This is a genomic window from Paenibacillus sp. J22P15, assembly GCF_056269345.1.
In genome coordinates, this window is record NZ_JBWDNT010000004.1 from 176,177 (window position 1) to 201,087 (window position 24,911).

The 24,911-nt window shown below is 43.5% G+C and carries 26 protein-coding genes; 18 read left to right on the plus strand and 8 right to left on the minus strand.

All coding sequences use genetic code 11. The features are described 5' to 3' along the window. Positions 1 to 45: 45 nt before the first annotated feature. Positions 46 to 819, plus strand: coding sequence for a prepilin peptidase (locus tag AC0YN6_RS11855; protein WP_475747053.1), 774 nt, complete (start codon positions 46 to 48; stop codon positions 817 to 819). Here AC0YN6_RS11855 and AC0YN6_RS11860 read toward each other — a convergent pair. Next, positions 816 to 1,322 (minus strand): PulJ/GspJ family protein, encoded by a 507-nt coding sequence (locus tag AC0YN6_RS11860; protein WP_475747054.1) that lies wholly within the window; start codon positions 1,320 to 1,322, stop codon positions 816 to 818. The genes AC0YN6_RS11855 and AC0YN6_RS11860 overlap by 4 nt on opposite strands. 20 nt (positions 1,323 to 1,342) lie before the next feature. After that, a complete protein-coding gene (locus AC0YN6_RS11865) occupies positions 1,343 to 1,798 on the minus strand; it encodes a prepilin-type N-terminal cleavage/methylation domain-containing protein (protein ID WP_475747055.1) in 456 nt (151 codons plus the stop codon). A gap of 73 nt (positions 1,799 to 1,871) precedes the next feature. On the opposite strand from AC0YN6_RS11865, the gene AC0YN6_RS11870 reads away from it, so the two are divergent. The 11 genes from AC0YN6_RS11870 (at position 1,872) to AC0YN6_RS11920 (ending at position 14,624) form a co-directional block, all read left to right on the plus strand. Beyond that, positions 1,872 to 3,821: a bactofilin family protein gene (locus tag AC0YN6_RS11870; RefSeq protein WP_475747056.1), complete on the plus strand. Its 1,950-nt coding sequence runs from the start codon at positions 1,872 to 1,874 to the stop codon at positions 3,819 to 3,821. A gap of 35 nt (positions 3,822 to 3,856) precedes the next feature. Continuing rightward, positions 3,857 to 4,900 carry a type IV pilus biogenesis protein PilM gene (gene pilM, locus AC0YN6_RS11875; protein ID WP_475747057.1) on the plus strand — a complete coding sequence of 348 codons (1,044 nt, stop codon included), beginning with the start codon at positions 3,857 to 3,859 and terminating at the stop codon, positions 4,898 to 4,900. Continuing rightward, positions 4,897 to 5,499, plus strand: a complete 603-nt coding sequence (locus AC0YN6_RS11880) for a hypothetical protein (protein WP_475747058.1) — start codon at positions 4,897 to 4,899, stop codon at positions 5,497 to 5,499. The genes pilM and AC0YN6_RS11880 overlap by 4 nt, the downstream gene beginning before the upstream one ends. A gap of 2 nt (positions 5,500 to 5,501) precedes the next feature. Then, positions 5,502 to 6,191, plus strand: coding sequence for a hypothetical protein (locus tag AC0YN6_RS11885; protein ID WP_475747059.1), 690 nt, complete (start codon positions 5,502 to 5,504; stop codon positions 6,189 to 6,191). A 212-nt stretch (positions 6,192 to 6,403) separates the two neighbouring features. Then, positions 6,404 to 7,474, plus strand: coding sequence for a uroporphyrinogen decarboxylase (hemE, locus tag AC0YN6_RS11890; RefSeq protein WP_475747060.1), 1,071 nt, complete (start codon positions 6,404 to 6,406; stop codon positions 7,472 to 7,474). Further along, positions 7,467 to 8,420 (plus strand): ferrochelatase, encoded by a 954-nt coding sequence (hemH, locus tag AC0YN6_RS11895; protein WP_475747061.1) that lies wholly within the window; start codon positions 7,467 to 7,469, stop codon positions 8,418 to 8,420. Before hemE ends, hemH begins: the two co-directional genes overlap by 8 nt. 5 nt (positions 8,421 to 8,425) lie before the next feature. Further along, positions 8,426 to 9,874: a protoporphyrinogen oxidase gene (gene hemG / locus AC0YN6_RS11900; protein ID WP_475747062.1), complete on the plus strand. Its 1,449-nt coding sequence runs from the start codon at positions 8,426 to 8,428 to the stop codon at positions 9,872 to 9,874. Between the two features lie 100 nt (positions 9,875 to 9,974). Continuing rightward, entirely contained in the window at positions 9,975 to 11,291 is a 1,317-nt protein-coding gene (locus AC0YN6_RS11905) for a CapA family protein (RefSeq protein ID WP_475747063.1), read from the plus strand. A 27-nt stretch (positions 11,292 to 11,318) separates the two neighbouring features. Continuing rightward, positions 11,319 to 12,062: a glycerophosphodiester phosphodiesterase gene (locus tag AC0YN6_RS11910; RefSeq protein ID WP_475747064.1), complete on the plus strand. Its 744-nt coding sequence runs from the start codon at positions 11,319 to 11,321 to the stop codon at positions 12,060 to 12,062. 42 nt (positions 12,063 to 12,104) lie between these two features. Beyond that, positions 12,105 to 12,968, plus strand: coding sequence for a DUF92 domain-containing protein (locus AC0YN6_RS11915; protein WP_475747065.1), 864 nt, complete (start codon positions 12,105 to 12,107; stop codon positions 12,966 to 12,968). Between the two features lie 1,059 nt (positions 12,969 to 14,027). Continuing rightward, the gene (locus AC0YN6_RS11920) at positions 14,028 to 14,624 is read left to right on the plus strand and encodes a GNAT family N-acetyltransferase (protein WP_475747066.1); all 597 of its coding nucleotides are present in this window, start codon (positions 14,028 to 14,030) and stop codon (positions 14,622 to 14,624) included. Positions 14,625 to 14,714: 90 nt separating this feature from the next. On the opposite strand, the gene pepF is transcribed toward AC0YN6_RS11920, so the two are convergent. From pepF to AC0YN6_RS11935, 3 genes are all read right to left on the minus strand, one after another. Then, positions 14,715 to 16,505, minus strand: coding sequence for an oligoendopeptidase F (gene pepF / locus AC0YN6_RS11925; protein WP_475747472.1), 1,791 nt, complete (start codon positions 16,503 to 16,505; stop codon positions 14,715 to 14,717). Between the two features lie 197 nt (positions 16,506 to 16,702). Then, positions 16,703 to 16,885 carry a hypothetical protein gene (locus AC0YN6_RS11930; RefSeq protein ID WP_475747067.1) on the minus strand — a complete coding sequence of 61 codons (183 nt, stop codon included), beginning with the start codon at positions 16,883 to 16,885 and terminating at the stop codon, positions 16,703 to 16,705. A gap of 134 nt (positions 16,886 to 17,019) precedes the next feature. Then, entirely contained in the window at positions 17,020 to 17,253 is a 234-nt protein-coding gene (locus AC0YN6_RS11935) for a hypothetical protein (RefSeq protein WP_054024150.1), read from the minus strand. Between the two features lie 146 nt (positions 17,254 to 17,399). On the opposite strand from AC0YN6_RS11935, the gene AC0YN6_RS11940 reads away from it, so the two are divergent. The 3 genes from AC0YN6_RS11940 (at position 17,400) to AC0YN6_RS11950 (ending at position 19,270) form a co-directional block, all read left to right on the plus strand. Beyond that, positions 17,400 to 18,101, plus strand: a complete 702-nt coding sequence (locus AC0YN6_RS11940; protein WP_475747068.1) for a class I SAM-dependent methyltransferase — start codon at positions 17,400 to 17,402, stop codon at positions 18,099 to 18,101. Between the two features lie 84 nt (positions 18,102 to 18,185). Beyond that, the gene (locus AC0YN6_RS11945; RefSeq protein WP_054024152.1) at positions 18,186 to 18,383 is read left to right on the plus strand and encodes a cold shock domain-containing protein; all 198 of its coding nucleotides are present in this window, start codon (positions 18,186 to 18,188) and stop codon (positions 18,381 to 18,383) included. 167 nt (positions 18,384 to 18,550) lie between these two features. Then, positions 18,551 to 19,270 (plus strand): YebC/PmpR family DNA-binding transcriptional regulator, encoded by a 720-nt coding sequence (locus AC0YN6_RS11950; protein ID WP_475747069.1) that lies wholly within the window; start codon positions 18,551 to 18,553, stop codon positions 19,268 to 19,270. An 82-nt stretch (positions 19,271 to 19,352) separates the two neighbouring features. Here the strand turns inward: AC0YN6_RS11950 and AC0YN6_RS11955 are convergent, their stop codons facing one another. Further along, entirely contained in the window at positions 19,353 to 20,540 is a 1,188-nt protein-coding gene (locus AC0YN6_RS11955; protein WP_475747070.1) for an MFS transporter, read from the minus strand. 134 nt (positions 20,541 to 20,674) lie between these two features. Between AC0YN6_RS11955 and AC0YN6_RS11960 the strand changes: the two genes are divergently transcribed. From AC0YN6_RS11960 to pfkA, 3 genes are read left to right on the plus strand one after another with little or no spacing between them, the layout of a single operon-like run. Continuing rightward, complete coding sequence (locus AC0YN6_RS11960; protein ID WP_475747071.1) at positions 20,675 to 20,992, plus strand: hypothetical protein; 318 nt, start codon at positions 20,675 to 20,677, stop codon at positions 20,990 to 20,992. 25 nt (positions 20,993 to 21,017) lie between these two features. Continuing rightward, on the plus strand, positions 21,018 to 22,100 hold the full coding sequence (locus AC0YN6_RS11965; RefSeq protein WP_475747072.1) for a tetraprenyl-beta-curcumene synthase family protein: 1,083 nt from the start codon (positions 21,018 to 21,020) through the stop codon (positions 22,098 to 22,100). 29 nt (positions 22,101 to 22,129) lie between these two features. After that, a complete protein-coding gene (gene pfkA, locus AC0YN6_RS11970; RefSeq protein ID WP_475747073.1) occupies positions 22,130 to 23,098 on the plus strand; it encodes a 6-phosphofructokinase in 969 nt (322 codons plus the stop codon). 79 nt (positions 23,099 to 23,177) lie between these two features. Here the strand turns inward: pfkA and AC0YN6_RS11975 are convergent, their stop codons facing one another. Next, positions 23,178 to 24,374 (minus strand): putative glycoside hydrolase, encoded by a 1,197-nt coding sequence (locus AC0YN6_RS11975; RefSeq protein ID WP_475747074.1) that lies wholly within the window; start codon positions 24,372 to 24,374, stop codon positions 23,178 to 23,180. A gap of 229 nt (positions 24,375 to 24,603) precedes the next feature. After that, on the minus strand, positions 24,604 to 24,792 hold the full coding sequence (locus AC0YN6_RS11980) for a hypothetical protein (RefSeq protein ID WP_082360949.1): 189 nt from the start codon (positions 24,790 to 24,792) through the stop codon (positions 24,604 to 24,606). Positions 24,793 to 24,911 lie beyond the last annotated feature (119 nt).

The following is a 24,911-nucleotide window of genomic DNA, read 5'->3' on the forward strand; positions in this document are numbered from 1 at the left end:
CCAAGGTTGCCTTTCTATAAATTTCCCAAGCAAAGAAGGGTAAAAATGACCACATCAGCTATCATCGCATTCGCGCTTTTTGGGTTGCTGCTTAGCGGTGTGCTTAACGCTGTTGCAATCCGATGGGATGAACGGCTTCTTTCTGTTTATCCACCTACATACGAACTAAACAATCAAGTGAAACCGAAATGGTATGCTGCAGTACCATTGCTATCTGTACTACTCTTGTCGCTCAAAAAGACAGTAAGTAACAAGCCTATTGTGTGGCGATACCCCGTAGGCGATCTTATAACGACCGTTTTGTTTGCTCATGCCGCTTATTCCATAGGCTGGAAGCTCGAACTGTTTGCTGTTCTATTCTTCATCAGTATTTTAGTTATCATCGTGCAAACAGATCTTACCGATATGATTATTCCAAATAAAGTGGTGGCTGTTAGTGTAATCGGGGCGGTATGCATTCGACTATTCGTTCACCCGCTTCCGATATTGAATTATGGCATCGCTGCTTTTGTTGGCAGCGGGGCGTTGTTAATGATAGGTATCATTGGAAATAAGGTGTTGAAGAAAGAAACGATGGGTGGCGGAGACATCAAACTTTATGTATTCATAGGCTTGATCTTAGGCGTTAAGCTCACCTTGCTTTGTTTGTTTCTCGCCAGTTTATTTGGATTAATCGGAGGGCTTGCTTTAATTGCAACAGGGGCACAGTCCAGAGGCAAAACGATACCGTTCGGACCCTATATCGCTGCAGGTGCGTTAGCAGCTTATTATGGGGGGAACGGTTTGATTGGATGGTATTTATCATTGCTTCAGTTTTAACTGATTCGCTGAGTAGTATAGACAACGGTTGATGTTTTTTTGATCGAATCGTTAGGCAGCTTCATCTCAAGCGTAATCTCTATTCGACCGTCTTTGGCATCAAATAGAATACTTTCTACCTGATCAGAGAATGTGAAGCTTGAGGTTGGGGTTGCGGATACAACGTTCTCAACAATTGGTTTATAAGAGACTGTAAGTGATTTCGAAGAGCTGTCATATGTGTAATCGACTGCCTCATCATTATCAGAACTAACAAGCCGCAAATTGCTAGATTTACTCTCTAGCGGTGCTGGCGAATAGCCTTTACGGACAGTTTTCACAACTTGGCTCATAATATCCCTTTGCTGTTGGAGTGTTTTCTCTCTAGCAGATACCTGATTTAGGCTCATATTTGAATAGTTTAGCAGATAGATTAAGAAGCCTAAAATAATGACCGAAAGAACAAGAACGGCAGTAACTTCAACAAGTGTCAGTCCTTTTTCATTTTTCAGAAAATATCTCATTCCGTTCACCTCAATCGATATTATTTGTATTCAACATACGCTTCTAATTCGAATTTCTTCGAAGAAGAGACCTCAATACAATTGACGGTAACTCGGCGGAATATGGAGTCTAAGTCGGATATTGCTGTATCTGTAAGAGATACTGTCCCTAACGAAGCTGAATGAGATTGAATTTGCAGTTCATACCGCCGATCAAGAGCATCCGGATAATAAATAGTAGTTGAGGCAAGATTTCGTAGCTTCTCTAGTGAGATGTCTTGTCCATACACAGAAGTTTGTACAATGTTCGTTTTTAGTTTGTGTTTGATTTCTTCCATCACATTTCTAGCAACAACAACAGCTTCATCTGATTTTTCATTGGATCTGGTATCTATTGCGGTTTGCTGCAAAATAAATATGATGCCTAAAACTGCGATGCCTAATAAGACGATGGAGCCCAAAACTTCTATCAATGTTAGTCCTTTTTGATTGCGCATCGGGCAGCTCCTTTATAGTTAAGTAATCGGATCGAATTACTTATAGAATAATATGCTCAAGGGGGAAAAGGCAATGATTAAATCTTTTCAATCTGAAAAAGGCGGAACGTTAATGCTTGTTTTTGGATTTATCGTTATGATTTCCATTGTAATCGTTCCGCTTGCTATGAGTACGAGTGTCGGATTGCTGCAGGCCAAAACAAACGCAAATTCGGAGAAGTCCTTCACAGATGCTCATTCGGGTATGACCGTGTTCGCCAGAATGTACGAGGATATGAAAAAGATGGATGAAATGAACAATACATTGCCAAACATCGATCGTTTGGTTCAGATTGTCAATGAAATGGACCAATTAAATGTTCAAGCGGAAATTGTGAATGGCAGCGATAATAAGCCGATTGCTGTAGTCTTTACAGCAAATTACGGAAATGGAAATCAGGTTCGTGCAAGCGAGCTAAAGTATAATTTAGTTCCGCTTCATGAATCTACGGCGCCTCCTATTGTACCAACCCCAACTCCAGGTCCTACACCATCACCAACCCCGCCGGTTCCGACGACTGACAAAAAGGTCATAATGAAAAATAGTAACAACACTCCAGGTGATAAGGATAATAAAAACAATAAAATTTTTGCAGCATGCTTCATATTGCCTGAAACGGGACAAGCACTGCCGACGTCGCATATTTTAAATGGCTATACGGACGCTCTGTTTCAAGATTTGTTTGCTGCAACAGCAGATTATTATATCAATCATTCTTTTAACGTGATCTCGGACGCATTCCTGAATGTATTCTCGGATAAACGATTTAGTGAGGTTGTTGCATTGGAAAGTAAAGTCACATCAATTGAATTGTCAAAATATGAGTCAGGACCTGCAATTATCAATGCGGGAAATGTCAATATAGGCGGAACGTCAAGTCACAATATTACAAAAGATGTAGTTATTGAATCCGATAGTAGCGGAAATTCTGTTGTGGCAAATGGAGATTTGTATTTCAAGGATATCATCAAAGCACAGATCCTGTTTAAAGGTGACGTACGTGTCGGTGGGAATTTGAGGTTTAGAGAACTCGCATATGACAAAACGATAACTTTTAAACAAGATGTACTTGTAAAAGGAAATGTAGTTATTGGTGATACGGGAACGAATGGCACTATCGTTATTGATGGTGATCTGATCGTAAATGGTAATTTAGTGGTAAAAAATACACTGAAAAACTTCTACGTGACAGGCGATATTATAGTGAATGGTGACATCGAATATAATAACACCGTGCTAAGATGGCATGTCAACGGCGGTATGGTTGTAAAGGGAAGTATAAAAGCAACGAATGGTATTACGAGCTTTGATGTGAAAAAGGATGTTATTGTGCAGGGCGGGATGAGCTTTAACAATCCTATTGCTGAATCAAGAGATGGTGTAATAGGACTGTTCTCCATTGGAGGATCCTTGAAGGTGAAGGGACTTCTTGAAATTAAGAACACGGTATATGGCTTTGTCGTCGCGGGAGATGTCATTGTTAATCAAAATTTAATCATTAATGATGTCATTAAGAAAAATTTTCAAGTGGGTGGCTCTGTTCATATTAAAGGGAATCTGCTATTAGCAAATACAGTTTTTGATTTTAATGTTATCGGCAACGTGGTTGTTGAAGGGGATTTTACTATTAATAGCACGATCGAGAAAATATTTAATATTAAAGGCTCATTAGTATCAAAGGGAAATATAGTTTTCAAAAATACTATAAAATCTGATGCGGTAATCAAGATTGGTGAAAATCTAATTTCTAAAACAGATTTAAACTTTGGAAACTCGACATTTATGGGAAGTCTCGATATTGGCGGCATGTTTTTGGTATTTAAGAATGCTACACTCCATGAGATAGGCAAAGATTGGAGGAAAAACCAGATGAAAGGTTTTTATGTAGGAGGAACAACTTTATTTCATCCCAATTACGAACAGAGCTGGTATACAGACAAACTTGATAGTGGACAACAACAAGAAAGTATTTGTATTAAGTAACTACAATTTGCACTGCCGCGAGGGGGATGAGAGAGATGAATCAGTCCATACTTAGAAAATTAGCTAATGGTCATCAAACCCTTGGCATCGAAATTACAGATAGCCATGTTAAGGTGTGTGAGATTCAACAAAAGGGCAAGAAAGCTGTTCAATTAATGAACTACTCCGCAAGAGAACTGCCTGTCGGTGTAATAGACGAAGGAAAGGTCGTAGATAAAGAAAAGCTGCAAGCTGTATTGAAAATAGTGTTGGATTCAAGACGCTTTGGAAGTCGATACGTTCATTTCGCCATTCCGAGTCAAAGAGTGATGGTAAGAAGTCTTAAGATGCCGGATATCGTAAATGTTGAGCTTAAGAAGCTTGTACAGTTCGAAGTGGAAAATAACTTAAGTATGGCATTTGACGATCCTTATTACGATTTCATCAAGCTGCCAAAGGTGGTTAATTCTCAAGTAGAGCTTCCATCGGAAGAAGCGAATTTGTGCGAAGTATTGGTGGTTGCTGCTCCAACGAGCATACTACAGGACTACGTAGATGTCTTTGAGCAACTGAAATTAATTCCTTGCAGCATTGAAATTAAGTCATTCTCTCTACTGCGGCTAGTAGAATGGGGACATATCGATGTTGAGGGGATTAATATCATCGTTAACGTAAATGAGCTAAACAGTGAGATAACTATTATTGAAGATGGACATTTCAAAATTACTCGTAATGTTGAGGTATCCTTCAAATCCTTAGTTACAGAAAATGAAGTTGAACAAAATCTTTGGCTTGATAATTACTCAAATCCTGAGCAATTATTTTTGAATGCTGCACAGGATTTAATTGCTGAGCTAGAGCGGTTAATGAATTTTTACTTCTACAATATCAATAAGAGTGAACGTACATTCAGCCGAGTTCTAGTCTCAGGCGATATTTTACAACTAGATAAGCTAGCTTCCTTAATGGAGGATAGTATAACTCCGCCTGTAGCGTTACTGAATTTGGATCTATTATCTGAAGCGGGAAATGATAGCAGCTGGAGTGTTCCAATGTATGCCGTGCCGCTTGGTTTAGCTTTGAGGGGGAAGGAAACATGAAATCAATAAACTTACTGCCTGTAAAGCAAAAATCGAACTCCAAAAATCCAAAGCTGCTGCCGCTGCTGCTGTTGTTAATGATTATTTTGTTAGGAGCTCAGCTGTACTATACGAAGACTTGGCAAGCGGAAGCTAGAGGACATCAACAGGATAGCTTACGATCGGAGCAGGAAGCCGACAATATTCGTAATAATGGCGAATTGAAGGTAAAGGTGGATGGATATAAACAAGCTGAGCAAATGATAACCCAATTAGAGCTTAATCGTACGGAATGGAAGTCTTATTTGTCAGCCATTACTCAGAATTTGCCGTTAACAACAAAAATAGTGACGATTTCCGCTAGTGACGATTTGAAAATAAGTATGGAGCTCGATTTCGAGAATGCTTCTGAGGGGATTCAATATATGAAGGACTTAGAAGATAATGCTAAGCTTCAAGGCGTTGTTTTATCTTCATTCTATAAGAAAGCGGATGAGCAAACGTCAGCGGAAGCTGTTTCTTCTGGTATAAATGGCGAAACGGTCATAGAAACGAAAAGAAAAGAAGTTTATAAGTTAAATTTAGTCATTGAGCTTTATAAGGAAAAAGGAGCTCAATAAATATGGAGATCAAATTAAAAGTTACGAAGCCGTCGCTTACTAAATTTCAGATTTATTTTATAATCGGAATAGCTTTATTAATATTAGTGAACACAGTATTTTTATTTGTATATCTATTCCCTGAGCTAGAGAACTTGAGGCAGGCTAAACAAGTGTCGAAACAGAAGGAATTGATGCTGCAAAGTGTGAGAAACGAATTCTCTGATGAGAAAATATCAGAGAAAGAAATAGAACAATTAACGAGCCGTGTACCTGTAAAGAGAGCTGATTCAGATAACCTTATTTTTTTCAATGAGTTAGCGCTGCTCTCTACGGCACCACTAGCTTATGTAAAGCAATCGACTGAAGATGAAAATAATTCACAAACCTCTGAGACCGCTGTACCTAGTTTAAATACTATTACGAATAACCTCGAAGTGGTTGTAGTTGGTCATCTTCCTAGTCTATTGCTCTATATCGACAATATGCAGAAGCATGAACGATTGTTTACATTACAAAAATGGAACTTGACGGAATTAACGAAAGAAACGATTAATAAGGATTATCCTGATTTATATTCGCATCCCTTCATTATGAAAGATAAAGCAATTCATTCCTTGCGAATGAACATTCAAACCTATATTTTTCCCCAATACGCAGACGTTTTTAGTAAAGGAAGCAAAACAGAGGAAACTCAGCACAAGTTAGACTAAATCTAATCGGTGCGAGATAATTAAGATGACCTTTTAAATAGAGTGTTCATGCTCTATTTAATGAAGTCATCTTTTTTTTCATATGTCCTTCATGCAAGCAGCAGATGATTGTCATACTATTGTCATAGGAAGCCCAGTGACGGCGGTTGTTAGGTTTGCCGAAAAAGGGCATAATGGAAGCATAGGAAAATACATAGAAATGGGGAACGGGAATGACTTATAACGACCGTTTCATACGGGCTTGCCAGAAGGAACAAGTAGATCAAATACCTGTATGGTACATGCGACAAGCGGGAAGATATGATCCTGATTATCGCAAAATAAAAGAAAAATATTCATTGCTTGAAATATGCAAGCAGCCGGAGCTTGCGGCTGAAGTTACGATGATGCCGATTCGCAAGCTGGGCGTGGATGCTGCTATTTTGTATTCAGATATTATGAATCCCGTAGCTTCGATCGGAATTGATTTTGATATCGTTGCTAATATTGGACCGGTTATCGCGAATCCGATTCGTTCGGCAGCTGATATTGAACGTTTGAAGCCTATTGATGTGGAAGGTGATCTAGGCCATGTCATTGAAACGATCCGTATATTAGATAGAGAGCTTGAAGTACCGCTGATTACGTTTGCGGGTGCACCATTCACCATTGCCAGTTACTTAATTGAAGGAAGACCTTCCAAAAACTATTTGCGTACGAAAGAAATGATGTACAGTGAACCTGAGCTATGGCATGAATTGATGCGCAAGCTTGGCGACATGGTCATTACTTATTTGCGCGCGCATATCGCTGCTGGCGGTAAAGCTTTTCAATTGTTTGACAGCTGGGTAGGCGCGTTGACGCCAGCTGATTTCCGGAAATTCGTATTGCCGACCATCGAGCGTATTTTCTCGGAGCTGTCGGATTTGCCGCAGCCGAAAATATATTTCCCAGGCGTAAGCTCAGGAGAGCTTCTTCCGGAATTGCTGAATGTAAAAGCGGATGTTATCGGTCTGGATTGGAGGATTTCGATCGCAGAAGGCCGTCGTAGACTGGAACAAGGCTTTGGGGTACAGGGCAATCTTGATCCTACGATTCTGACAGCGCCAATCAGCGTTATTGAGTCCTATGCGAAAGAGATTATTGATAGCGGAATTGATGAGCCAGGCTTTATTTTTAACCTTGGCCATGGTTTGTTCCCAGAAGCGTCACTGGAGAAGCTAGCGCAATTAACTGCATTCGTACAATCGTATTCTAAAAAGGCAATCTCTGCACGCAGTCATAAGGAGACTAGTCATGTCTGAGCATAAGGCGAAACAAATAGGCGTACTCGTGATGTCTTACGGAACGCCGGAGTCGATGGATGATGTAGAAACTTATTACACGCATATTCGCCGGGGAAACGCGCCGACACCTGAGCTGCTTGCAGAGCTGAAAGGGCGTTATGAAGCAATTGTAGGCGGCGTATTTCCGCTAAGGGAGAATACAAACGGACAGGTTGCTGGTCTTCAAGATAAACTGGCGCAGATCGCACCAGGTAAGTTAACTTGCTATCAGGGCTTAAAGCATGCAAAACCGTATATTGAAGACGGTATTGAGCAAATGGCAAAGGATGGCATCACGGAAGCGGTAGGGATCGTGCTTGCGCCTCATTTCTCCACAATGAGTGTAGGCAGCTATATCAAACGTGCGGAGGAAAAAGCGAATGAGCTTGGTATTGCGATGACTTTCGTGAAGCAATATCACATGCATCCGAAGCTTCTTCAAGCGCTAACTGATCGAGTTGTTGCAGGATTAGGACGTTTGGACGCCGCAACGGATGGTGAAGAGAATGTGAAGGTGCTATTTAGCGCACATAGCTTGCCAGAGATAATTCGTGAGCTTGGTGATCCTTATGAGCAGCAGCTGCTTGAAACCTCAGCAGCGGTTGCGAAAGCAGCAAATGTGAAGGATTGGCAGTTTACTTGGCAAAGCGCAGGTCGGACGAGAGATCCTTGGCTCGGGCCAGATATTTTGGAAACATTGCCTGTACTTGCAGAAGAAGGCGTGAAAGCAGTGCTTGTAGCACCGGTAGGCTTCGTTTCGGATCATTTGGAAGTGTTGTACGATCTTGATATTGAAGCGCAGGCTGCTGCGAAGGAGTTAAATCTGACTTTGGATAGAATTGCGATGCTGAATCGTGATCCTTTATATATGGAAACGTTGGCGGAATCAGTCATCGAGGCTTTGGACGGCGAAGGGAAGGAATGAATGAGATGCGGAGAATCGGAAAACCTGATCGAATTGTCATTATTGGCGGGGGAATCAGCGGACTGAGCTCCGCTTTTTATTTGCAGCGGGAAGCGGAGCGGCAAGGCAGAGAGCTTGAAATTACGATTGTAGATGGAGCTCCTGCCTTGGGCGGAAAAATTAATACGCTGCAGCGTGACGGATTCGTCATTGAGAAAGGACCGGATTCTTTCCTCGCGCGCAAGCTTGCTATTATTGATCTTGCGGAGGAGCTTGGTCTGGAAGACGAGCTGACGACTACGAATCCGGGAGCGAAAAAAACATATATTTTGCATCAGCGCAAGCTGTTTCCGATGCCTGCGGGGCTAGTGCTTGGAGTACCGACTGAAATTGGACCTTTCGTGAAAACAGGCTTGTTATCATGGAGCGGTAAATTTCGGGCATTAATGGATTTGGTGATTCCAGTACGCAAGGAGGAAAGTGATGAATCGCTTGGCGGTTTTCTGGAGCGCCGAGTGGGCAATCAAGTCATGAGACGCATTGCGGAACCACTGCTCGCAGGTATCTATGCAGGTGACTTGAAGAAGTTAAGCTTGCATGCGACATTCCCGCAATTTGCAGCATCCGAGCGCAAGCATGGCAGCCTTATTCGCGGTATGCAGCATAACCGAAAGGTTACCGCTGCTGCTGGAGCACTTCCAGCTGCTGCGAAGGGAGGTACTTTCTTGACGTTTAAAGGTGGATTGTCTACGCTTGTGAACGCGCTTGATAAGGCGCTAAGCAAGGTGGAGAGACGTCTTGGCACAAGGGTTATGGAAATTAAACGTTGTGCAGATCATGGAGCTTCACCAGAGGGTGAAGGAGCGCTTTATGAGATTATGCTTGATAGCGGTGAGCGATTATGGGCAGATCAAATTGTGATGACAGCACCTGCATATAATGCAGTAGAGCTGCTTGAGCCTTTGACGGATGTTAGTGAGCTTCGAGCAATTAACTATGTTTCGGTTGCGAACGTGGTGCTGGCGTTTGATAAAGCGACATTTGGGCTTGATTTTGACGGATCGGGATTTGTGGTGCCTCGTTCGGAAGGTTTGCAAATTACGGCGTGTACGTGGACATCGAACAAATGGCTGCATACGAGCCCGGATGATAAGGTTCTTCTGCGATGCTACGTCGGTCGTTCTGGCTATGAGGAAAGCGTCAGACTGCCAGATGCAGATCTGATTAAGGCTGTACGCCGAGATATTGAAGAGACGATGGGGATTAAAGCCGATCCTTTGTTTGTTGAGATTACAAGATTGCCTCGTTCAATGCCGCAATATCCTGTCGGACATGTTACAAATATGAAGCAGCTGAGGGATCGCTTTGAACGGGAGCTGCCAGGTGTATGGATTACGGGTGCAGCATTCGATGGTGTTGGTCTTCCGGATTGTATTAGGCAGGGTAAAGAAGCTGCCCAAGCAATATTAAAATAAGTTAAGAATAATTGTTTTCCCCGTGAAGGTGGTTCATTGCTATAATGGAGGAGTCTATCATTTTATGGACTCTAAATCTATTATAGAGGAGCCACCTTCTATGCATGTATCACGTTCAGAAACGCACCAGCAGGACAAGCTACGACGTAAAAAAAGGCTCCGCAGACTTCTTTTCGTTAATCTCACGCTGCTTGGCATTATTATAGTGGTGTTCGGAGCATGGCTTGCAGCAGAAAATTCAGATAAGCTAAAAGACTGGTTCAGCATTGCAAGCAGTGAGAATAAGGAGCAAAATGTAAGTGTTAAACCGGAGGACAAGGGTTCTGAAAATGAATCGAAAGCAGTAGGCAACGGGGATTCTTCAGGTGAAGAAATAGGGGGCAGCAATGAAGCGGGTTCCAGCTTGCCTGATGAGGGTAAGGATGAGGACGAGCACCTCGCAACAACAGAGCCCGGCGCAGCTGGCAGTGAGGAAGAAAAAGTTAGTCTTTCTTTTGTAGGAGATTTATTGGTTGCTGAATATGTAAGTGCCATCACAGCTCGTGAAGGCTATGATTATCTCTATCAACCTTCTCTACTCTATTTAAGTGAGCCGGATCTGACGGCTGGAAATTTAGAATTTCCAGTAACGAAGAGAGGTGTTCCAGTAGAAGGAACGCCATATGTTTTTAAAGGCTCGCCGGATGTACTGCCTTCGATTCGTAATGCAGGCTTCGATATTATGAGTCTTGCCAATAATCATGCGCTTGATCAAGGCGTTGAGGGCATGCTCGATACGATGAAATATTTGGATGAAGCTGGAATATCGCATATGGGTGCGGGTAATAACGATACAGAGGCTTTTACTCCTGTAATCAAAGAGGTTCGAGGAATTAAGATTGCTTACATCGGCCTCAGCAGAGTAGTGCCGTTCGCTTCGTGGAAAGCGGATAAAAATGTACCTGGATTAGCTGAAAGCTATGATACTCGGCGCGCGACAGAAGCGATTGCAAAGGCAAAGAAGCAGGCGGACATCGTTGTCGTGATGGTGCATTGGGGCAAGGAGCGGGTTGATCAGCCGGAGCCTTATCAGAAAGATTTTGGCAGACAATATATCGATGCCGGTGCAGATCTGGTGATCGGGAGTCATCCACATGTGTTGCAGGGCTTTGAAATGTATAAAGGCAAATGGATTGCATACAGTTTAGGAAACTTTATTTTTAGCTCGTATCCCAAGGAGACTGCGGGCGAGACAGGTGTGCTTGACGCTTTATGTACGAAAAATGGGGATTGTGAGATGACATTTCATCCGATGTTTACAGTTAATGCACAGCCAACTCCGTTAGAGGGAGAGAAAGCTAAAGCGTTACTCGATCGGCTGACGTCGGTCTCCTTTGGCGTAAAGCTGAATGAAGATGGACGAATTGCACATGAATAATTAGCCGAGTGAAAGGATGATCGTTTCATGAAAAATCCGTGCGTTGCGCACCGAGGCTGGTCAAGCCGCGCGCCGGAAAATACGATGGCAGCTATACGATTGGCGATTGCTGATCCGGAAATTGATTGGATTGAAATTGATGTTCATCTGTCAAAGGATCATGTGCCGATGGTCATTCATGATTATACGCTGCGCAGGACAACAGATGGTAAAGGCGATGTTAAAAAACGGACAGCAGAAGAGCTTACGGCACTGGATGCGGGAAATTGGTTTTCGCAAAAGTATCAAGGTGAGAAAATTCCCACGCTTGAACAGGTGCTGAAAGAAGCGGTTGGTCACTGTAAGCTCAACATTGAGCTGAAGACGGATGGTATCCGGTATCCGCTGATCGAGCAAAAGGTACTTGAATGTATACAGGCCTATCGTGCTGAGGATGAAGTGGTGATCACATCCTTTCATGAAGGGACATTATATCGAATGAAGCAGCTTTCAAGTCAGATTCGAACTGGTCTTATTATTGATGGCTGGCGTAATTCGCTGCCGAAGGAGTTAGCGGAGCTTGGGGCTGATTTTTTGTCGATTAGCTACTCAAAGCTAAACAAGGATCGAGTCGAGCTGCTCAAAAACGCAGGCATTCAAATTATGGCTTGGACGATTAATGAGAAACGCGCAATCCGTAAAATTGCAGCATTAGATCCAGAAATATTAATTTGTACAAATTACCCGGAACGTTGGCATGAGCTGCGCGTTGAAAGCAGTATAAAAATTTAGCTTTTAATGCGGTTTTTGCATTAGCAGGAGGTCGCTCGTTACATGGTAGGTTGGATAGAAGAATGGTGGTTAAGGCTCATTATCGGCTTAATAGGCAGCGTACTAGCTGCTGGAGCTGCTTATCGCGTTCGCTCGTTGTCCGGATCAGGCGCTTGGTCAGCAATCATTATGGGAACTGGTTTCGTGACCCTTGGGGAGCCTGTCTGGTTTGGATTGTTGATCGGTTTCTTTATTTCCTCTACTTTCTGGTCAAAGTGGAAGCGAAATCACCGAGCGAAGAAAGCGGCTGAAGCAAAATACGAGAAGACCGGACGCCGCGATGCTGGTCAAGTGTGGGCTAACGGCGGTGTAGGACTTCTATTGTGCACCGCCAATGCGCTGTGGCCCGATCAGGGGTGGCTATTCGCGTACATCGGCGTAATGGCTGCCGTAAACGCGGATACATGGGCCACCGAGATCGGTGCCTTAAGTAAGACGGCGCCGCGATCGGTGACGAGCGGCAAGCCGGTAGCGGCAGGAACGAGCGGCGGTGTTACGCCGCTCGGCAGTGCAGCAGCGCTGGCAGGCGCCGTGTTCATCGGCGCCGTAGCCGCGCTGCTTGCGGCCCCGCAGCCTGCAGAGGCTGCTGCGGGTACGCTTGGCGGCGGAGCCGCCGCGGCGGTATGCATCGCCCCGGCGGCCGCCCCCGGCCTGGCCGGGGCTTTCGCCGACTCTTTGCTCGGCGCAACCGGCCAGGCCATGTATCGCTGCCGGGTATGCGGCAGCGAGATCGAGCGCGCCGCGCATTGCGGCAGCGCGGCGGAGAAAGTGCGCGGCTTCGCCTGGCTGGACAACGACAGAGTGAACCTTCTGTCGTCGTTGTTCGCAGGCGCGCTAGCATGGGGTATCGGTCATATTTTTCTATGACCGAACGAGGCGCATATTATGAGACTGTTCAGGATGAAGTAATCAACCTGAACAGTCTTTTTTTATTTCTATTCGTCTTCTCCCGTGGAACATGTGGTGCAAGAGACGAAAGTGGTTGCACCCTCACATCTAAAACCACCTATAAGCACAAATACGCTCTTACAGCGCTCAAAGTAACCAATCTACGTCTCTGTAAGAACACATACGTGCTTACAGAGCCGAAGTCCGCACACCAACACTTGCCAAACTACCCAATAAGCACGTATGTGTTCTTACAGCACTCAAAGTAACCAATCTACCACTCTGTAAGCATACATACGTGCTTACAGAGCAAAATACCCGCACACCCCCCACCACAAAACATTCTAATAAGCACGTATGTGCTCTAACAGCACTCAAGTAACCAATCTACCACTCTGTAAGCATACATACGTGCTTACAGAGCAAAATACCCGCACACCCCCCACCACAAAACATTCTAATAAGCACGTATGTGCTCTAACAGCACTCAAAGTAACAAATCCACGGCTCTGTAAGAACACATACGTGCTTACAGAGCCGAAGACCGCACACCAACACTCGCCAAACTACCCAATAAGCACGTATATGATCTTACAGCGCTCAAAGTAACCAATCTTCCACTCTGTAAGCACACATACGTTCTTACAGAGCCGAAGTCCGCACACCAACACTTGCCAAACTACCCATTAAGCACGTATGTGTTCTTACAGCACTCAAAGTAACCAATCTACCACTCTGTAAGCACCTATACGTGCTTACAGAATGCAGCCGCCCCGAACAGCTCACCAAAGCAGCACTAGCAATCCGAATATTCTTTATCTACCACAAAAAGAAAAATTCCACATAACATCATAAGTTGGAAAAGAAGCGTCTCTATAGCAAAAGCCTTCATATAAAATACAAATTATAACGGGAAAAATATGTTATTATGTAATTCGAATTGTCAAATGATATATTTGGAGATTTAGCAGGAAATTGAAAGTGTTCTATATTTTAATCGTGAGCAGTTCATTTACTAGAAGAAGGTGGAGGAATACAATGAATTCTACTTCTAAACATAAGAGCCCAGCACCCTTATTTCAAATTGAGTGTAAAGATATTATTTTGCGAGAGTATAGTGTTCAGGATTTGGATGAGTTTCACGCGCTTACGTGGCAGCCGGAAATTTATGAGTATTTGCCTGGTTGGAACGTGTCTATGGAGCAACGATTAGATTGGATGGTCAATTATGAAATCGTGGAAAACAAGCAATTTCTAAAAGCGGTAGCAGAATGCGGGAAAATTGAAGAGCTCCGCTTGTGCCTCAGCATTATTTCCAAAGAGACAGGCGGTGTTATCGGTTGGTGCTGCACAGGCATAAAAGATGAGCTGCCGCTTCCGAATAGAGAAATTATGTTTGCAATATCCAAAGATCACAGAAGAAAAGGTTATACCTCACAAGCCGTTAAAGGCTTATTGAAGTATTTGTTTGAAAATACCGATGTAGAAGAGCTGAATGCAATAGCTTTGCTTCATAACATTGGCTCGAATAAAGTCATGCAAAAGTGTCATTTTGACTTTCTAAACACACTGGAAATTGAAGATGAGATATACAACCACTACAAATACAATAAGCTAAGATGGTGTAATCAATGAAAAGAAAAAATGGGCTTTCCTACAAGCAGGTTAATCTACTTGAGGAACAGCCCATTTCTATATCGTTCATTGGTTTGAGTTATTTTTGAGTTACTTCGTCAACTGCTCCATCTGTCCAATAAGCTCTTCAAAGACGCTCATTGCTTGTTCAATCGGCTCAGGTGAAGACATGTCGACGCCCGCTGTTTTCAAGATGTTAATGGAGAAGTCTTTACCTCCGCTTTTTAGGAAGCCAAGGTAACGCTCAACTGCAGGTTCGCCTTCCTCCAAAATTTGCTTGGAGAAGCTAGTAGCAGCAGAAAAGCCTGTTGCATATTTGTACACGTAGAAGCTGTTATAGAAATGGGGGATACGTGCCCATTCCATTTCGATATCTTTATCTACTACCATATCTTTACCATAGTACAGTACGTTTAGATCGTAATAAATTTTGCTAAGTTCTTGCGGCGTTAGTGAATCGCCTTGCTCCGTACGCTCGTGTATAATTTTCTCGAACTCTGCAAACATCGTTTGGCGGAATACGGTTGTACGGAACTGATCCGCATAATACGTGAGCAAATACATTTTTTCTTTTGGATCGGTCGATTTGTTGAGTAGATAATCCATCAGCAAAGCTTCGTTTAACGTTGAAGCGACCTCAGCAAGGAAAATCGTATATTGTGCATCGCGATAGTTTTGATTTGTGTCTGAATAGTGGGAATGCAGTGCATGACCCATCTCATGTGTCAACGTGAACATGCTATTCAAATTGTCCTTATGATTAAGCAGGACATAAGGATGTGTGCCAAATGCGCCCCAACTGTACGCACCGCTTCGCTTACCTTCATTCTCATATACATCGATCCAGCCGTTGTCGAAGCCATCTTGCAGTACCTTCAAATAATCTTCGCCCAGCGGCTTCAAGCTTTCGCTTACCGTTTTTTTAGCTTCCTCATACGTAATGTCCATCTTGAACTCGTCGACTAACGGAGCGAACAAGTCGTACATGTGAAGCTCGTCTAATCCAAGCAGCTTTTTGCGAAGATCCATGTAACGATGCATAAGCGGCAAATGTTTATGAATGGTGTCGATGAGGTTCGTGTACACTTCTTTCGGGATATTGTCACCATAAAGGGACATATCGAGAACAGAATCGTATTTACGAGCTTTTGCGTAAAAGCTATTTTTTGTGACATTTGCAGTCAACGTAGTAGCTAGCGTATTTTTCAGCTTGCCATACGTATCGTATACCGCTTTAAAAGCTTCGCGGCGCACATCTTGGTTTTTACTTTCAAGAAATTGTATGTAACTGCCGTGTGTAAGTTCAACCAATTCGCCGTCTTCATTTTTTACTTTAGGGAATTTGAGGTCTGCATTGTTCAACATGCTGAAGATCGTACCAGATGCGGAACTCATATTGCCTACTTGAGCAAGCAGTGCTTCCTCGTCTTTTGAAAGGATATGTGCTTTCTGACGACGCATTTCCTCGAGTGTGTGGCGGAATTTGGCAACCGATTCATTGTTTATCATTTCATCGAGCTTCTCATCGGAAAGACTGAGCACTTCAGGTGTAATGAATGACAGCGCTTCGCCAGATTCAACACTTAGTTTTTTGGATTTATCAGAAAGCGCTTGGAATACAGGCTCTGCTGTATCCTCGTGATGCTTCATATTCGCATATACATAAAGGCGTTCAACATGCAAAGACATCTCATCTTCAAGCTCGAAGCATGCTTTCAATTGTGCGACATCAGCTAATTTGCCTTGATATTCAGAGATTTTTTTGATTAGTGTTTTAGCTTCTGCGTATTCCTTGTCCCATGCCGCTTGGCTTGGGAAAATATCCTCTAGCTTCCAGCGGGTCTCAGGTGCGGATTCTGAACGTTTAGGTACGTGATTCATCGAATTCCTCCTAGGTATGGATAAGGTTGGTGAGACATGCTCGGCTTGTCGTGCTGTACCATTTGAAGCAGCAGCACCACCAGGCACGAGACTTAAAGCAAGCAGCAAGGGGAGCCATTTCATCCAGTTATCACCTCAGGACACAGTTTGTTTCTACTATGTCCGTATGGGATATCGAATATTCAGCAGCCTGCTGGCTAAGCTTTACCCATTGTAAAAAAAGCATATACGATTAGAAAAAACGCAAACGCAATAAATGCAACGGATACAAGTGCAAGACCCCGGCGCAAACCGGAGGGCAAGGAGTCTCGTTTCATAATAACGATAGCTCCAAGTGCAAAGGCTGAAATAATGAAAATAACTGAAGCTGTAGCATCCATTTGAAGGTAAGTCCTCCTGATTGTAAGCTGGCTGAAAAAAAGGCAGCATTCTAATTGTACCTATGCACAAATGCGTAACGATATGTTCGCCGTATAGATTGGAATATCCTGCTGGCAGGGTAGAAATTCCGTTCTTAAACTTCCTTTAATGCGCTCATAATGGAAGCAAGCTCTTCTTCACGTCCAACAAAGTCGGCTGCACGGAACCGATTCTGTGCCCAATGAAGCATCTCTGGACGGCTAATGAAAGTATGAGTGTCTTCACCCCATTGATCGGAAATTTCCCGAACGATAAGCGTCTTGCCTTGTACTTCAACCGTCAACATATTGTACTTGTCGGTCTTATAGATTTCGTGTTTCTTAAACATACTAAATTTTCCACCCTTTTAGTTTTGATTATGGTATTCTTATTATCATAGCCATTATGGCTGCGGTAATCAATACGACACCGTAAGAAGGAAGCATAGTTGAGACGAGAAAAGATGAGAAGAGACGAGCAGAGGAGAGGGCAAGAATGAGTAAACAGCGCTATGAACAAATTGGTGTCGCTATGACTTGCAGAAGCTACGAGGAGTATTTACGGATGTTTGATTTGCAGCAGACGGACCTGGAAAACGGAGAGATTCTCGATGTTGCAGCTGGCGGATCTTCCTTCACAGCGGATGCACAAGCGGCAGGATACTCAGCTGTTGCAGTTGATCCGCGCTATGGAGCAGGGATTGAACAGTGGATTTCAGAGGCTGCACAGGAAATTGAAACATCAACAGAAAAAATTTCAAAAATTCAGGAGCTGTTTGATTGGAGCTATTATGGTTCCATTGAAAACCATAAAGCAGGTCGTGAAGCTTCGATTGAACGGTTTAAAGCTAGTGTTTTGAACAGTGAGCAAAGATCGTTGTACATAGATGGGAAGCTTCCTGAACTGCCGTTTTCAGATGATCGATTCTCACTTATTTTATGCAGCCATTTTATGTTTTTATATGCTAACCAATACGGGCATGAATTTCATATACAAGCCATTCTGGAGTTAATGCGTATCTGCAAGCCAGGCGGCCAAATTCGGATTTATCCGCTTATTTCGCTCGACCAAGAGCCTTATCCTCAGCTAGATCAGCTGTTGGATACGATCGCGGCTAACGGAGGCAAAGCGGAACTAAGATCCTCGTACCTTCCTTTCATTTGCAATTCAAGTCAATATTTGAATATTTTACTTTAAATTGCTTTTTGGATTTTGGATGGATATAATAATTTTACTCGCTCGTTCAACTAGAACGGCGGTCATATTTAGGAGGTTGTTCAATTGAAAGGAACAGTTAAATGGTTTAACGCAGAGAAAGGCTACGGCTTCATCCAAACAGAGGGTGGAGAAGACGTTTTCGTACATTTCTCAGCTATTCAAAGCGATGGTTTCAAATCTTTAGATGAAGGGCAAGCGGTTGAATTCGACATTACTGAAGGTAACCGCGGTGCTCAAGCGGCCAACGTCATTAAACTATAGTAAAAATGTGCGAATGAACGATTGAAGAAGTCCTCCTGGTTACAGGAGGCTTTTTTTATTGATATTTCGCCTATTATTTATAAGGGATTTGCTTTCACTTTCATTGACCAAGACCTACTTGCGATGATAAACTGTTGACTGGAAACTTTGTCAGGGGAGCGAGCATAATGAAATTTAAATTGTTCAAAGACCGTAAAGGTAAGGCCGATCAGGCTAAAAATAACAAGTTCGTCAAGCTCGGGCGTGAAATTTACGTACAAGCTCGAAGAGGCGGACCTAACCCAGACGCAAACTTCGGTTTGAAAACAGCGATTGCTAATGCTAGAGCGGAGCAAATGCCGAATGATAATATCGAGCGAGCGATTAAGAAAGCTGCCGGCGCTGGAGATGGCGTCGAATACGATGATATTATGTATGAAGGCTATGGTCCAGGCGGTGTAGCTATTATGGTAAAATGCTTGACCGATAATCGGAATCGTACGGCAGCTGACGTTCGCTCTGCGTTCAACAAGCGCGGCGGAAATATGGGTGAGAGCGGCTGCGTAGGCTATATGTTTGATCATAAAGGATTACTAGTCGTTGATCGTGAAGCTCATGAGACTGACGAAGATACAATGATGATGGTTGCACTTGAAGCAGGCGCTGAGGATGTCATCGTCAATGACGACAGCTATGAAATTTTGACACATCCGCATGAGTTTGAACAAGTAAAGAATGCTCTTGAGAAAGAGGAATATACGTTCGTTAATGCAGGAGTTCGTTGGCTTCCGCAAACGATTGTCAAAGTTGAAGGTGAGAATGCGGACAAGCTCCTTAAGATGATGGACGCATTTGAAGACAATGACGATGTGCAGGATGTATATTCTAATTTCGAAATTGCAGAATAGCATCTGCTTGTATGATAAAAAAAGGCTGCTCCCAGCGTACACTATACGCTGGGAGCAGCCTTTGCTTGCTAGCTGGAGCTGATTAACGGTCCGTTCGACTAAAATAGTATCGTGTAAGGAATGCAAGCGCTGCTACAATCGCGAAACATGCACCCATGCGAAAGAACACTTCTCGACCAAAATGTTCATATACATATCCGCCGAACATACCGCTGATTACACCTGCTAGTCCTGTCCAAACGACGGCATAAACAGCTTGTCCAGACGCGCGGAATTCATCAGGAATGAGCCGAGAGAGGTAACGCAGTGCAGTGGAGAAATAAATGCCAAACGATACACTGTGCATCAGTTGTGTTGCAATAACCCATCTTGGATCTTGAATATCACTAAGCAGCCAAAGCCTTATCGCATACATGATGGATGCAATCATGAGCAGCGGCAGCTCTTTAAATTTATGGCCGTACTTGCCGAGTAAGAAGAGTATCGGTATTTCACTCATAGCAGATACGAGCCAAGCAAGTCCAACGAGCGAGTCACTTGCCCCCATGTGACGCATAGTGACGGCAAGGAAACCCTCGTACATGCGGTGCGGTATGGATATGGTCAATATGATCAAAAAGAATAATAGGACATCCCGCTGGCGAATGAGCTTGAAGAAACCAGAGAAGTTGATTTTGCGAGCACTCCCCTGATAATCCTTGATTCGTGTCGTCAAAGCGAGTGTAATAGCAATAGTGCTAAGGGCTAAAGGAAGTGTCCACTGCGAACCAATTTCTTTTAGAATGAGTCCGAACGTATAGGCTGTTACAGCAAAGCCGAGGGATCCGAATATTCGTATCAGGGCGTATGGGGTTCCCGTATATTGGCTCGATAACAATATCAAGCTGTCGCTTAACGGATTTATCGGTGTCTGAAAAAAATAAAAGCCCATCATGACGAGGCATATCAGCGCAAAATTTTCAATGGGAAACAACAGTGAAATCATTACGAATTGTCCGAACAGCAGCAGCATTAGCAGTTTTTTTATCGTTCTGTATTTATCACTAGCAATTCCAAGTATGATATTGGCAAAGATCGATATGAGTGGTCCGGTCGAATAAATAATTCCGATTTGTTGCTCAGAGAACCCTCTATCCAGGAAATATAACGGAATAAAGGAGACAACCATCGCCGCGGTAGAATAAGCGGAGAAGCTGTAAATACGCAACGAAGCAGTTTCCTTACGTGCAGTTGCAGAGCGCTCGATTGGTGCTATCTCAGGTATGTCCATCTTTTATAAGCTCACTCCATCTCTTTCATAAACAATATGGTTTCCAGTATAACATGGAATAGTAATCGCACCAATGAGATTTGAAGCTGGATTATTATGAGCTGAGATGATACATTTAGATGCGGAGGTTTACAATGGGAGCTTATCGTTTTGACTGGAATGAACGGCTTCGGATCCGTATTCCCGTGCTGGAAATGGAATGGGAGCAGTATGCAGCTATTGTACAGCTTGAGATCGTTCTGCAGTGGGAACTCATTCGAGGAACGATTCCCGATCGCGTGAAAGAATTTGAACAGCTCATTAATGTAAAACAGGCTGAACTGTTTGAAGAAGAAAGCTTTGAGCAATCCTGTATACTAAACTATGAAATTGCCGATTATGCAAGTAGGATTAACGATCTTCATATTTGGTATCGAACTGAACAGCAATTAGAATCGCGCCGACATTCATGAACAAGATTTTAAGGAGAGGTGCATCATGAGATTGACGACTTTGACAGGCCACCGAGTGCCCCAGAGCCCCTTAAAGCTCATGCATCGCGTATATAAATATGTCCTTCCCGAAGTAGCAAGTGAGCTTGGGAAGCTTCGCGTCCTCGCATTAAGGATTCCAGATCGTGAGCTGAGAACGCAGGCTCTTGGCAGCATGGACAGCAAGAAGTTTCATTGCCAAGGCGGCGGTGTTTACGCTGCAGCGAACTTAGAGCGCAGACATGTGCTCATCCCGCTCATCGTTGCTTTGCAGACGATTAGCGACTATTTGGATAACTTATGTGATCGCAGCACCTCCCTTGATCCGAATGACTTCCGATTATTGCATCAATCGATGCTCGATGCTGTCAATCCCGAAGCCCAGCTTCAGGATTATTATGCATTCCGTAATGAAAAAGATGATGGGGGTTATTTGCATCATCTCGTTCGGACATGTCAGATCCAAATTGCGCAATTGCCTTCCTATGGAAGTGTTCAGAAGCATGTGACCGAGCTTGTCTCTTTATATAACGATTTGCAAGTGTACAAGCATATTCGTAAGGAGCTTCGAGAAGAGCATTTATTTGCTTGGTGGGAGAAGCATCGCGGGGACTATCCAAACCTGAAGTGGAATGAGTTTGCTGCTGCGTCAGGTTCTACGCTTGGAATGTTCATGTTGTTTCTTGCCGCAAGCGAAGATTGTTTATCCTCGCAGGATGCAGCCGAGATCAAGAAGATTTATTTTCCGCATGTATGCGGACTTCATATTTTGCTCGATTACTTAATCGATCAGGAAGAGGACAAAGTCGGCGGAGATCTTAATTTTTGCAATTATTACGATAATGAAAGCTTGCTTGTTGAGCGTCTCGGCACCATTGTAAGCCGAGCGCGTGAGGATGTGAAGCAGCTTCCTGCATCTCGTTTTCATCGTTTGATTATTGAAGGGCTCTTAGCCTTATATTTATCAGACCCGAAGGTCCGTCATCAGGCGGATGTTAAAGATGTATCAAAGAGACTAATGAAGAATAGCCCGCTAACGCGTCTTTTTTTCTTTATTAACAGCATCTGGATTCGGAAACAACAGGCTTAACTATAAATAACAAAGTGGAGGAATGAACCATGTCTGCAGTCAAATCAATCGCAGTACTGACAAGCGGAGGAGATTCGCAAGGAATGAACGCAGCCGTTCGTGCTGTCGTAAGGAGTGCATTATTTCACGGTTTAGATGTTTATGGTGTTCAACGCGGTTATCAAGGACTTATTAATGATGACTTGCGACAAATGGATTTGAGAAGCGTTGGCGATATCATTCAACGCGGCGGTACGATTTTGCAAACAGCAAGATGTTTGGAATTTATGACTCCTGAGGGTCAGCAGCGCGGTGCGGAGGTACTTCGCTCTAGAGGAATCGACGGGCTAGTCGTAATTGGCGGCGACGGCTCTTATCATGGCGCTAATAAGCTGAGTAAGCTTGGAATCAAAACGATGGCACTTCCAGGTACGATCGATAACGATATCCCGTTCACGGATATTACAATCGGTTTTGATACGGCAGTGAGCATCGTTGTCGATGCCATTAACAAAATTCGCGACACGATGTCTTCGCATGAGCGTTCGTCGGTTGTCGAAGTAATGGGCCGCCACTGCGGCGATATCGCACTGCATGCTGGACTTGCAAGCGGTGCGGAAACGATCCTTGTACCAGAGGTTCCTTTCGAGCTGACTGAGGTTGCTGAGCGTATGAAGACGAATTTTGCCAAAGGCAAGCGTCATAGTATTATCGTCGTAGCAGAGGGCGCTGGTAAAGGCGAGGAGGTTGCACAGCAAATTACAGCTAATAGCGGTATTGAGCCTCGTGTAACTGTTCTTGGACACATTCAGCGTGGCGGTACGCCAACGGCTATCGATCGTATTTTGGCAAGCCGACTTGGAGATTTTGCGGTTAGACAACTAATGGCAGGCGATTCAGGCAAAGGATGCGGCGTCATTAAAGGTGAGCTGGTAACGACGGATATTGATCTTGTTGTAAACACTAAGAAACCTTTTGACATTAGCATGTATGAATTGGCTCTTCGTCTATCCCAATAAATAATGACTAAGAAAAAAGTCCACCTACGCTGCTGCAGCGAAGGTGGACTTTTTTTGTGTTTATCCATAAACCGTGAGGCTACTTATAAGTTACGTTTGGAGAATATTTATTGCCCGCATTCCAAAGTAAGTATTCGTTAATACCCGTGTCCTGCAATGCTTTAATTTGAGCTTCGACTTCAGCCTTGCCATATTTCATATAATGGCCGTTACCTAGCCAGCTTGCCGTGAAATCCTGTATCCATGGACGTATGATCGGTTTTGTATCCTTGTTTGGATCAAGCTTCTTATGCGTATCAAGCATGGCGCCTTTAATGGTCTCGTAAGGACTTTTGTCAGGATCTTTCTGCTTAAACCATCCTGTGCTGTAGTGACTAGGATATACCATAGGTGAAATAACATGTACATCATTTGATATTTTGACGAAATCTTGGCCGATTCCTTCAGCTGTGGGGACGGATGCCGCATATCCGAATATGTCTACGGATACTCGTACGCCAAGCGGTTCGAGCTGCTCCCTGGCATATTTAACAAAATTAGCGACCGTGTCAACACGGCTTAGTTCGGTTTTGCTGAAGGTAAGTGAGTCCGACTTGTTCTCAAAGCCTTCAGGGAACCTTACATAGTCGAATTGAATTTCTTTAAATCCGAGTTTGGCTGCTTCCTTGGCGACAGCGATGTTATAATCCCATACCTCTTTGCGGTAAGGATTTACGAAGCTTTCCCCGCGGCCATTTTTCCATATCGTCCCGTCTTGATGAAGAAATGAGAGCTCTGGCTGCTTGCGAGCAAGCACAGTATCCTTGAAAACAACAATTCGAGCAATCGGATAGATGTTATGATTTTTTAAAGTATGCATAAGTGCATTGATGTCTCGGATATATTTTTTTGATGCGCCAACCTCTTGAAGCTCTGGTGTTTCAGTAGGATATGTAATGAAGCCGTTGTCGTCCTTAATATCGATGACCATGCTGTTCAGTTCAGTATCGTCCACTAGCTTTAATAATGACTCCATACGCGTTCCGCCGGCACTATGGGCCGTAACATAAATTCCTTTGATTGGCGGTGTATCTGGCTGTGGATCTTTCTTAACGCTCCCAACTTGACCGACTCCAGAAAACTCCTTCCCGTTTACGCTCACATCCGGATTAATGATCGTTTGACCAGCTGCGGAATTTACATAGGCAATTGCAAGTTGTTTCACTGCGATATTATGCTCTTCGCTACCAGTGAGTAAGCTGTATAGCAGCAGCAATGTTGAGATGATGATGTCCATTTTGCTCTCTCCCCGTTAGCTATTCTGTTCAAATTATAAAGCAGATGGCAGGTCTGGGTCATTAACTTTTTTGAAAAAACAATAAAATTAAAGGTAATTATTTGACTGTAGACTGAAAAAAAGGTGCTTCGCTAATGATGATATTCAATACGAAATGGTTATAGAATAAACAAAAAGCCAGCCGAGTTTGTCTCGACTGGCGCATAAATAATCCGTGTGTCCCGCATTGTCATTGTAACAAAGCTTCTCTCTGCTGATTGCAAATACTATGCTGCACAATTTCCATTGCGTCAGCTGGCTCGAGTAATGCAAGTCCATCACGCAGCACAATGCTAATGTCCAATTCGCGTTTCGTAAGAAAAGGACTGAGCTCTGGGGCAAGCTTCTCTACAATTTGAGACAATTTGACCGTTTCCATATCCACTTGAGCCTCACCCTTTCATATCTAATGTTTAGGGGAAATCATATGGCAAGAAACCAAACTACGGGATACAAATATTATAGCAGGATCATTTTCAAAAACATAGGGATACGGCG

Bases quoted from the DNA above. Each gene is read 5' to 3' on its own strand.
- pfkA (WP_475747073.1), top strand. From the start codon at position 22,130: ATGTCTGCAGTCAAATCAATCGCAGTACTGACAAGCGGAGGAGATTCG.
- AC0YN6_RS11940 (WP_475747068.1), top strand. From the start codon at position 17,400: ATGAGTAAACAGCGCTATGAACAAATTGGTGTCGCTATGACTTGCAGA.
- AC0YN6_RS11870 (WP_475747056.1), top strand. From the start codon at position 1,872: ATGATTAAATCTTTTCAATCTGAAAAAGGCGGAACGTTAATGCTTGTT.
- AC0YN6_RS11955 (WP_475747070.1), bottom strand. From the start codon at position 20,540: ATGGACATACCTGAGATAGCACCAATCGAGCGCTCTGCAACTGCACGT.
- pepF (WP_475747472.1), bottom strand. From the start codon at position 16,505: ATGAATCACGTACCTAAACGTTCAGAATCCGCACCTGAGACCCGCTGG.
- AC0YN6_RS11855 (WP_475747053.1), top strand. From the start codon at position 46: ATGACCACATCAGCTATCATCGCATTCGCGCTTTTTGGGTTGCTGCTT.
- AC0YN6_RS11865 (WP_475747055.1), bottom strand. From the start codon at position 1,798: ATGCGCAATCAAAAAGGACTAACATTGATAGAAGTTTTGGGCTCCATC.
- AC0YN6_RS11860 (WP_475747054.1), bottom strand. From the start codon at position 1,322: ATGAGATATTTTCTGAAAAATGAAAAAGGACTGACACTTGTTGAAGTT.
- AC0YN6_RS11930 (WP_475747067.1), bottom strand. From the start codon at position 16,885: ATGGATGCTACAGCTTCAGTTATTTTCATTATTTCAGCCTTTGCACTT.
- AC0YN6_RS11960 (WP_475747071.1), top strand. From the start codon at position 20,675: ATGGGAGCTTATCGTTTTGACTGGAATGAACGGCTTCGGATCCGTATT.
- AC0YN6_RS11905 (WP_475747063.1), top strand. From the start codon at position 9,975: ATGCATGTATCACGTTCAGAAACGCACCAGCAGGACAAGCTACGACGT.
- AC0YN6_RS11915 (WP_475747065.1), top strand. From the start codon at position 12,105: ATGGTAGGTTGGATAGAAGAATGGTGGTTAAGGCTCATTATCGGCTTA.
- hemE (WP_475747060.1), top strand. From the start codon at position 6,404: ATGACTTATAACGACCGTTTCATACGGGCTTGCCAGAAGGAACAAGTA.
- hemH (WP_475747061.1), top strand. From the start codon at position 7,467: ATGTCTGAGCATAAGGCGAAACAAATAGGCGTACTCGTGATGTCTTAC.
- AC0YN6_RS11885 (WP_475747059.1), top strand. From the start codon at position 5,502: ATGGAGATCAAATTAAAAGTTACGAAGCCGTCGCTTACTAAATTTCAG.
- AC0YN6_RS11935 (WP_054024150.1), bottom strand. From the start codon at position 17,253: ATGTTTAAGAAACACGAAATCTATAAGACCGACAAGTACAATATGTTG.
- hemG (WP_475747062.1), top strand. From the start codon at position 8,426: ATGCGGAGAATCGGAAAACCTGATCGAATTGTCATTATTGGCGGGGGA.
- AC0YN6_RS11920 (WP_475747066.1), top strand. From the start codon at position 14,028: ATGAATTCTACTTCTAAACATAAGAGCCCAGCACCCTTATTTCAAATT.
- AC0YN6_RS11965 (WP_475747072.1), top strand. From the start codon at position 21,018: ATGAGATTGACGACTTTGACAGGCCACCGAGTGCCCCAGAGCCCCTTA.
- AC0YN6_RS11910 (WP_475747064.1), top strand. From the start codon at position 11,319: ATGAAAAATCCGTGCGTTGCGCACCGAGGCTGGTCAAGCCGCGCGCCG.
- AC0YN6_RS11880 (WP_475747058.1), top strand. From the start codon at position 4,897: ATGAAATCAATAAACTTACTGCCTGTAAAGCAAAAATCGAACTCCAAA.
- AC0YN6_RS11975 (WP_475747074.1), bottom strand. From the start codon at position 24,374: ATGGACATCATCATCTCAACATTGCTGCTGCTATACAGCTTACTCACT.
- AC0YN6_RS11980 (WP_082360949.1), bottom strand. From the start codon at position 24,792: ATGGAAACGGTCAAATTGTCTCAAATTGTAGAGAAGCTTGCCCCAGAG.
- AC0YN6_RS11950 (WP_475747069.1), top strand. From the start codon at position 18,551: ATGAAATTTAAATTGTTCAAAGACCGTAAAGGTAAGGCCGATCAGGCT.
- pilM (WP_475747057.1), top strand. From the start codon at position 3,857: ATGAATCAGTCCATACTTAGAAAATTAGCTAATGGTCATCAAACCCTT.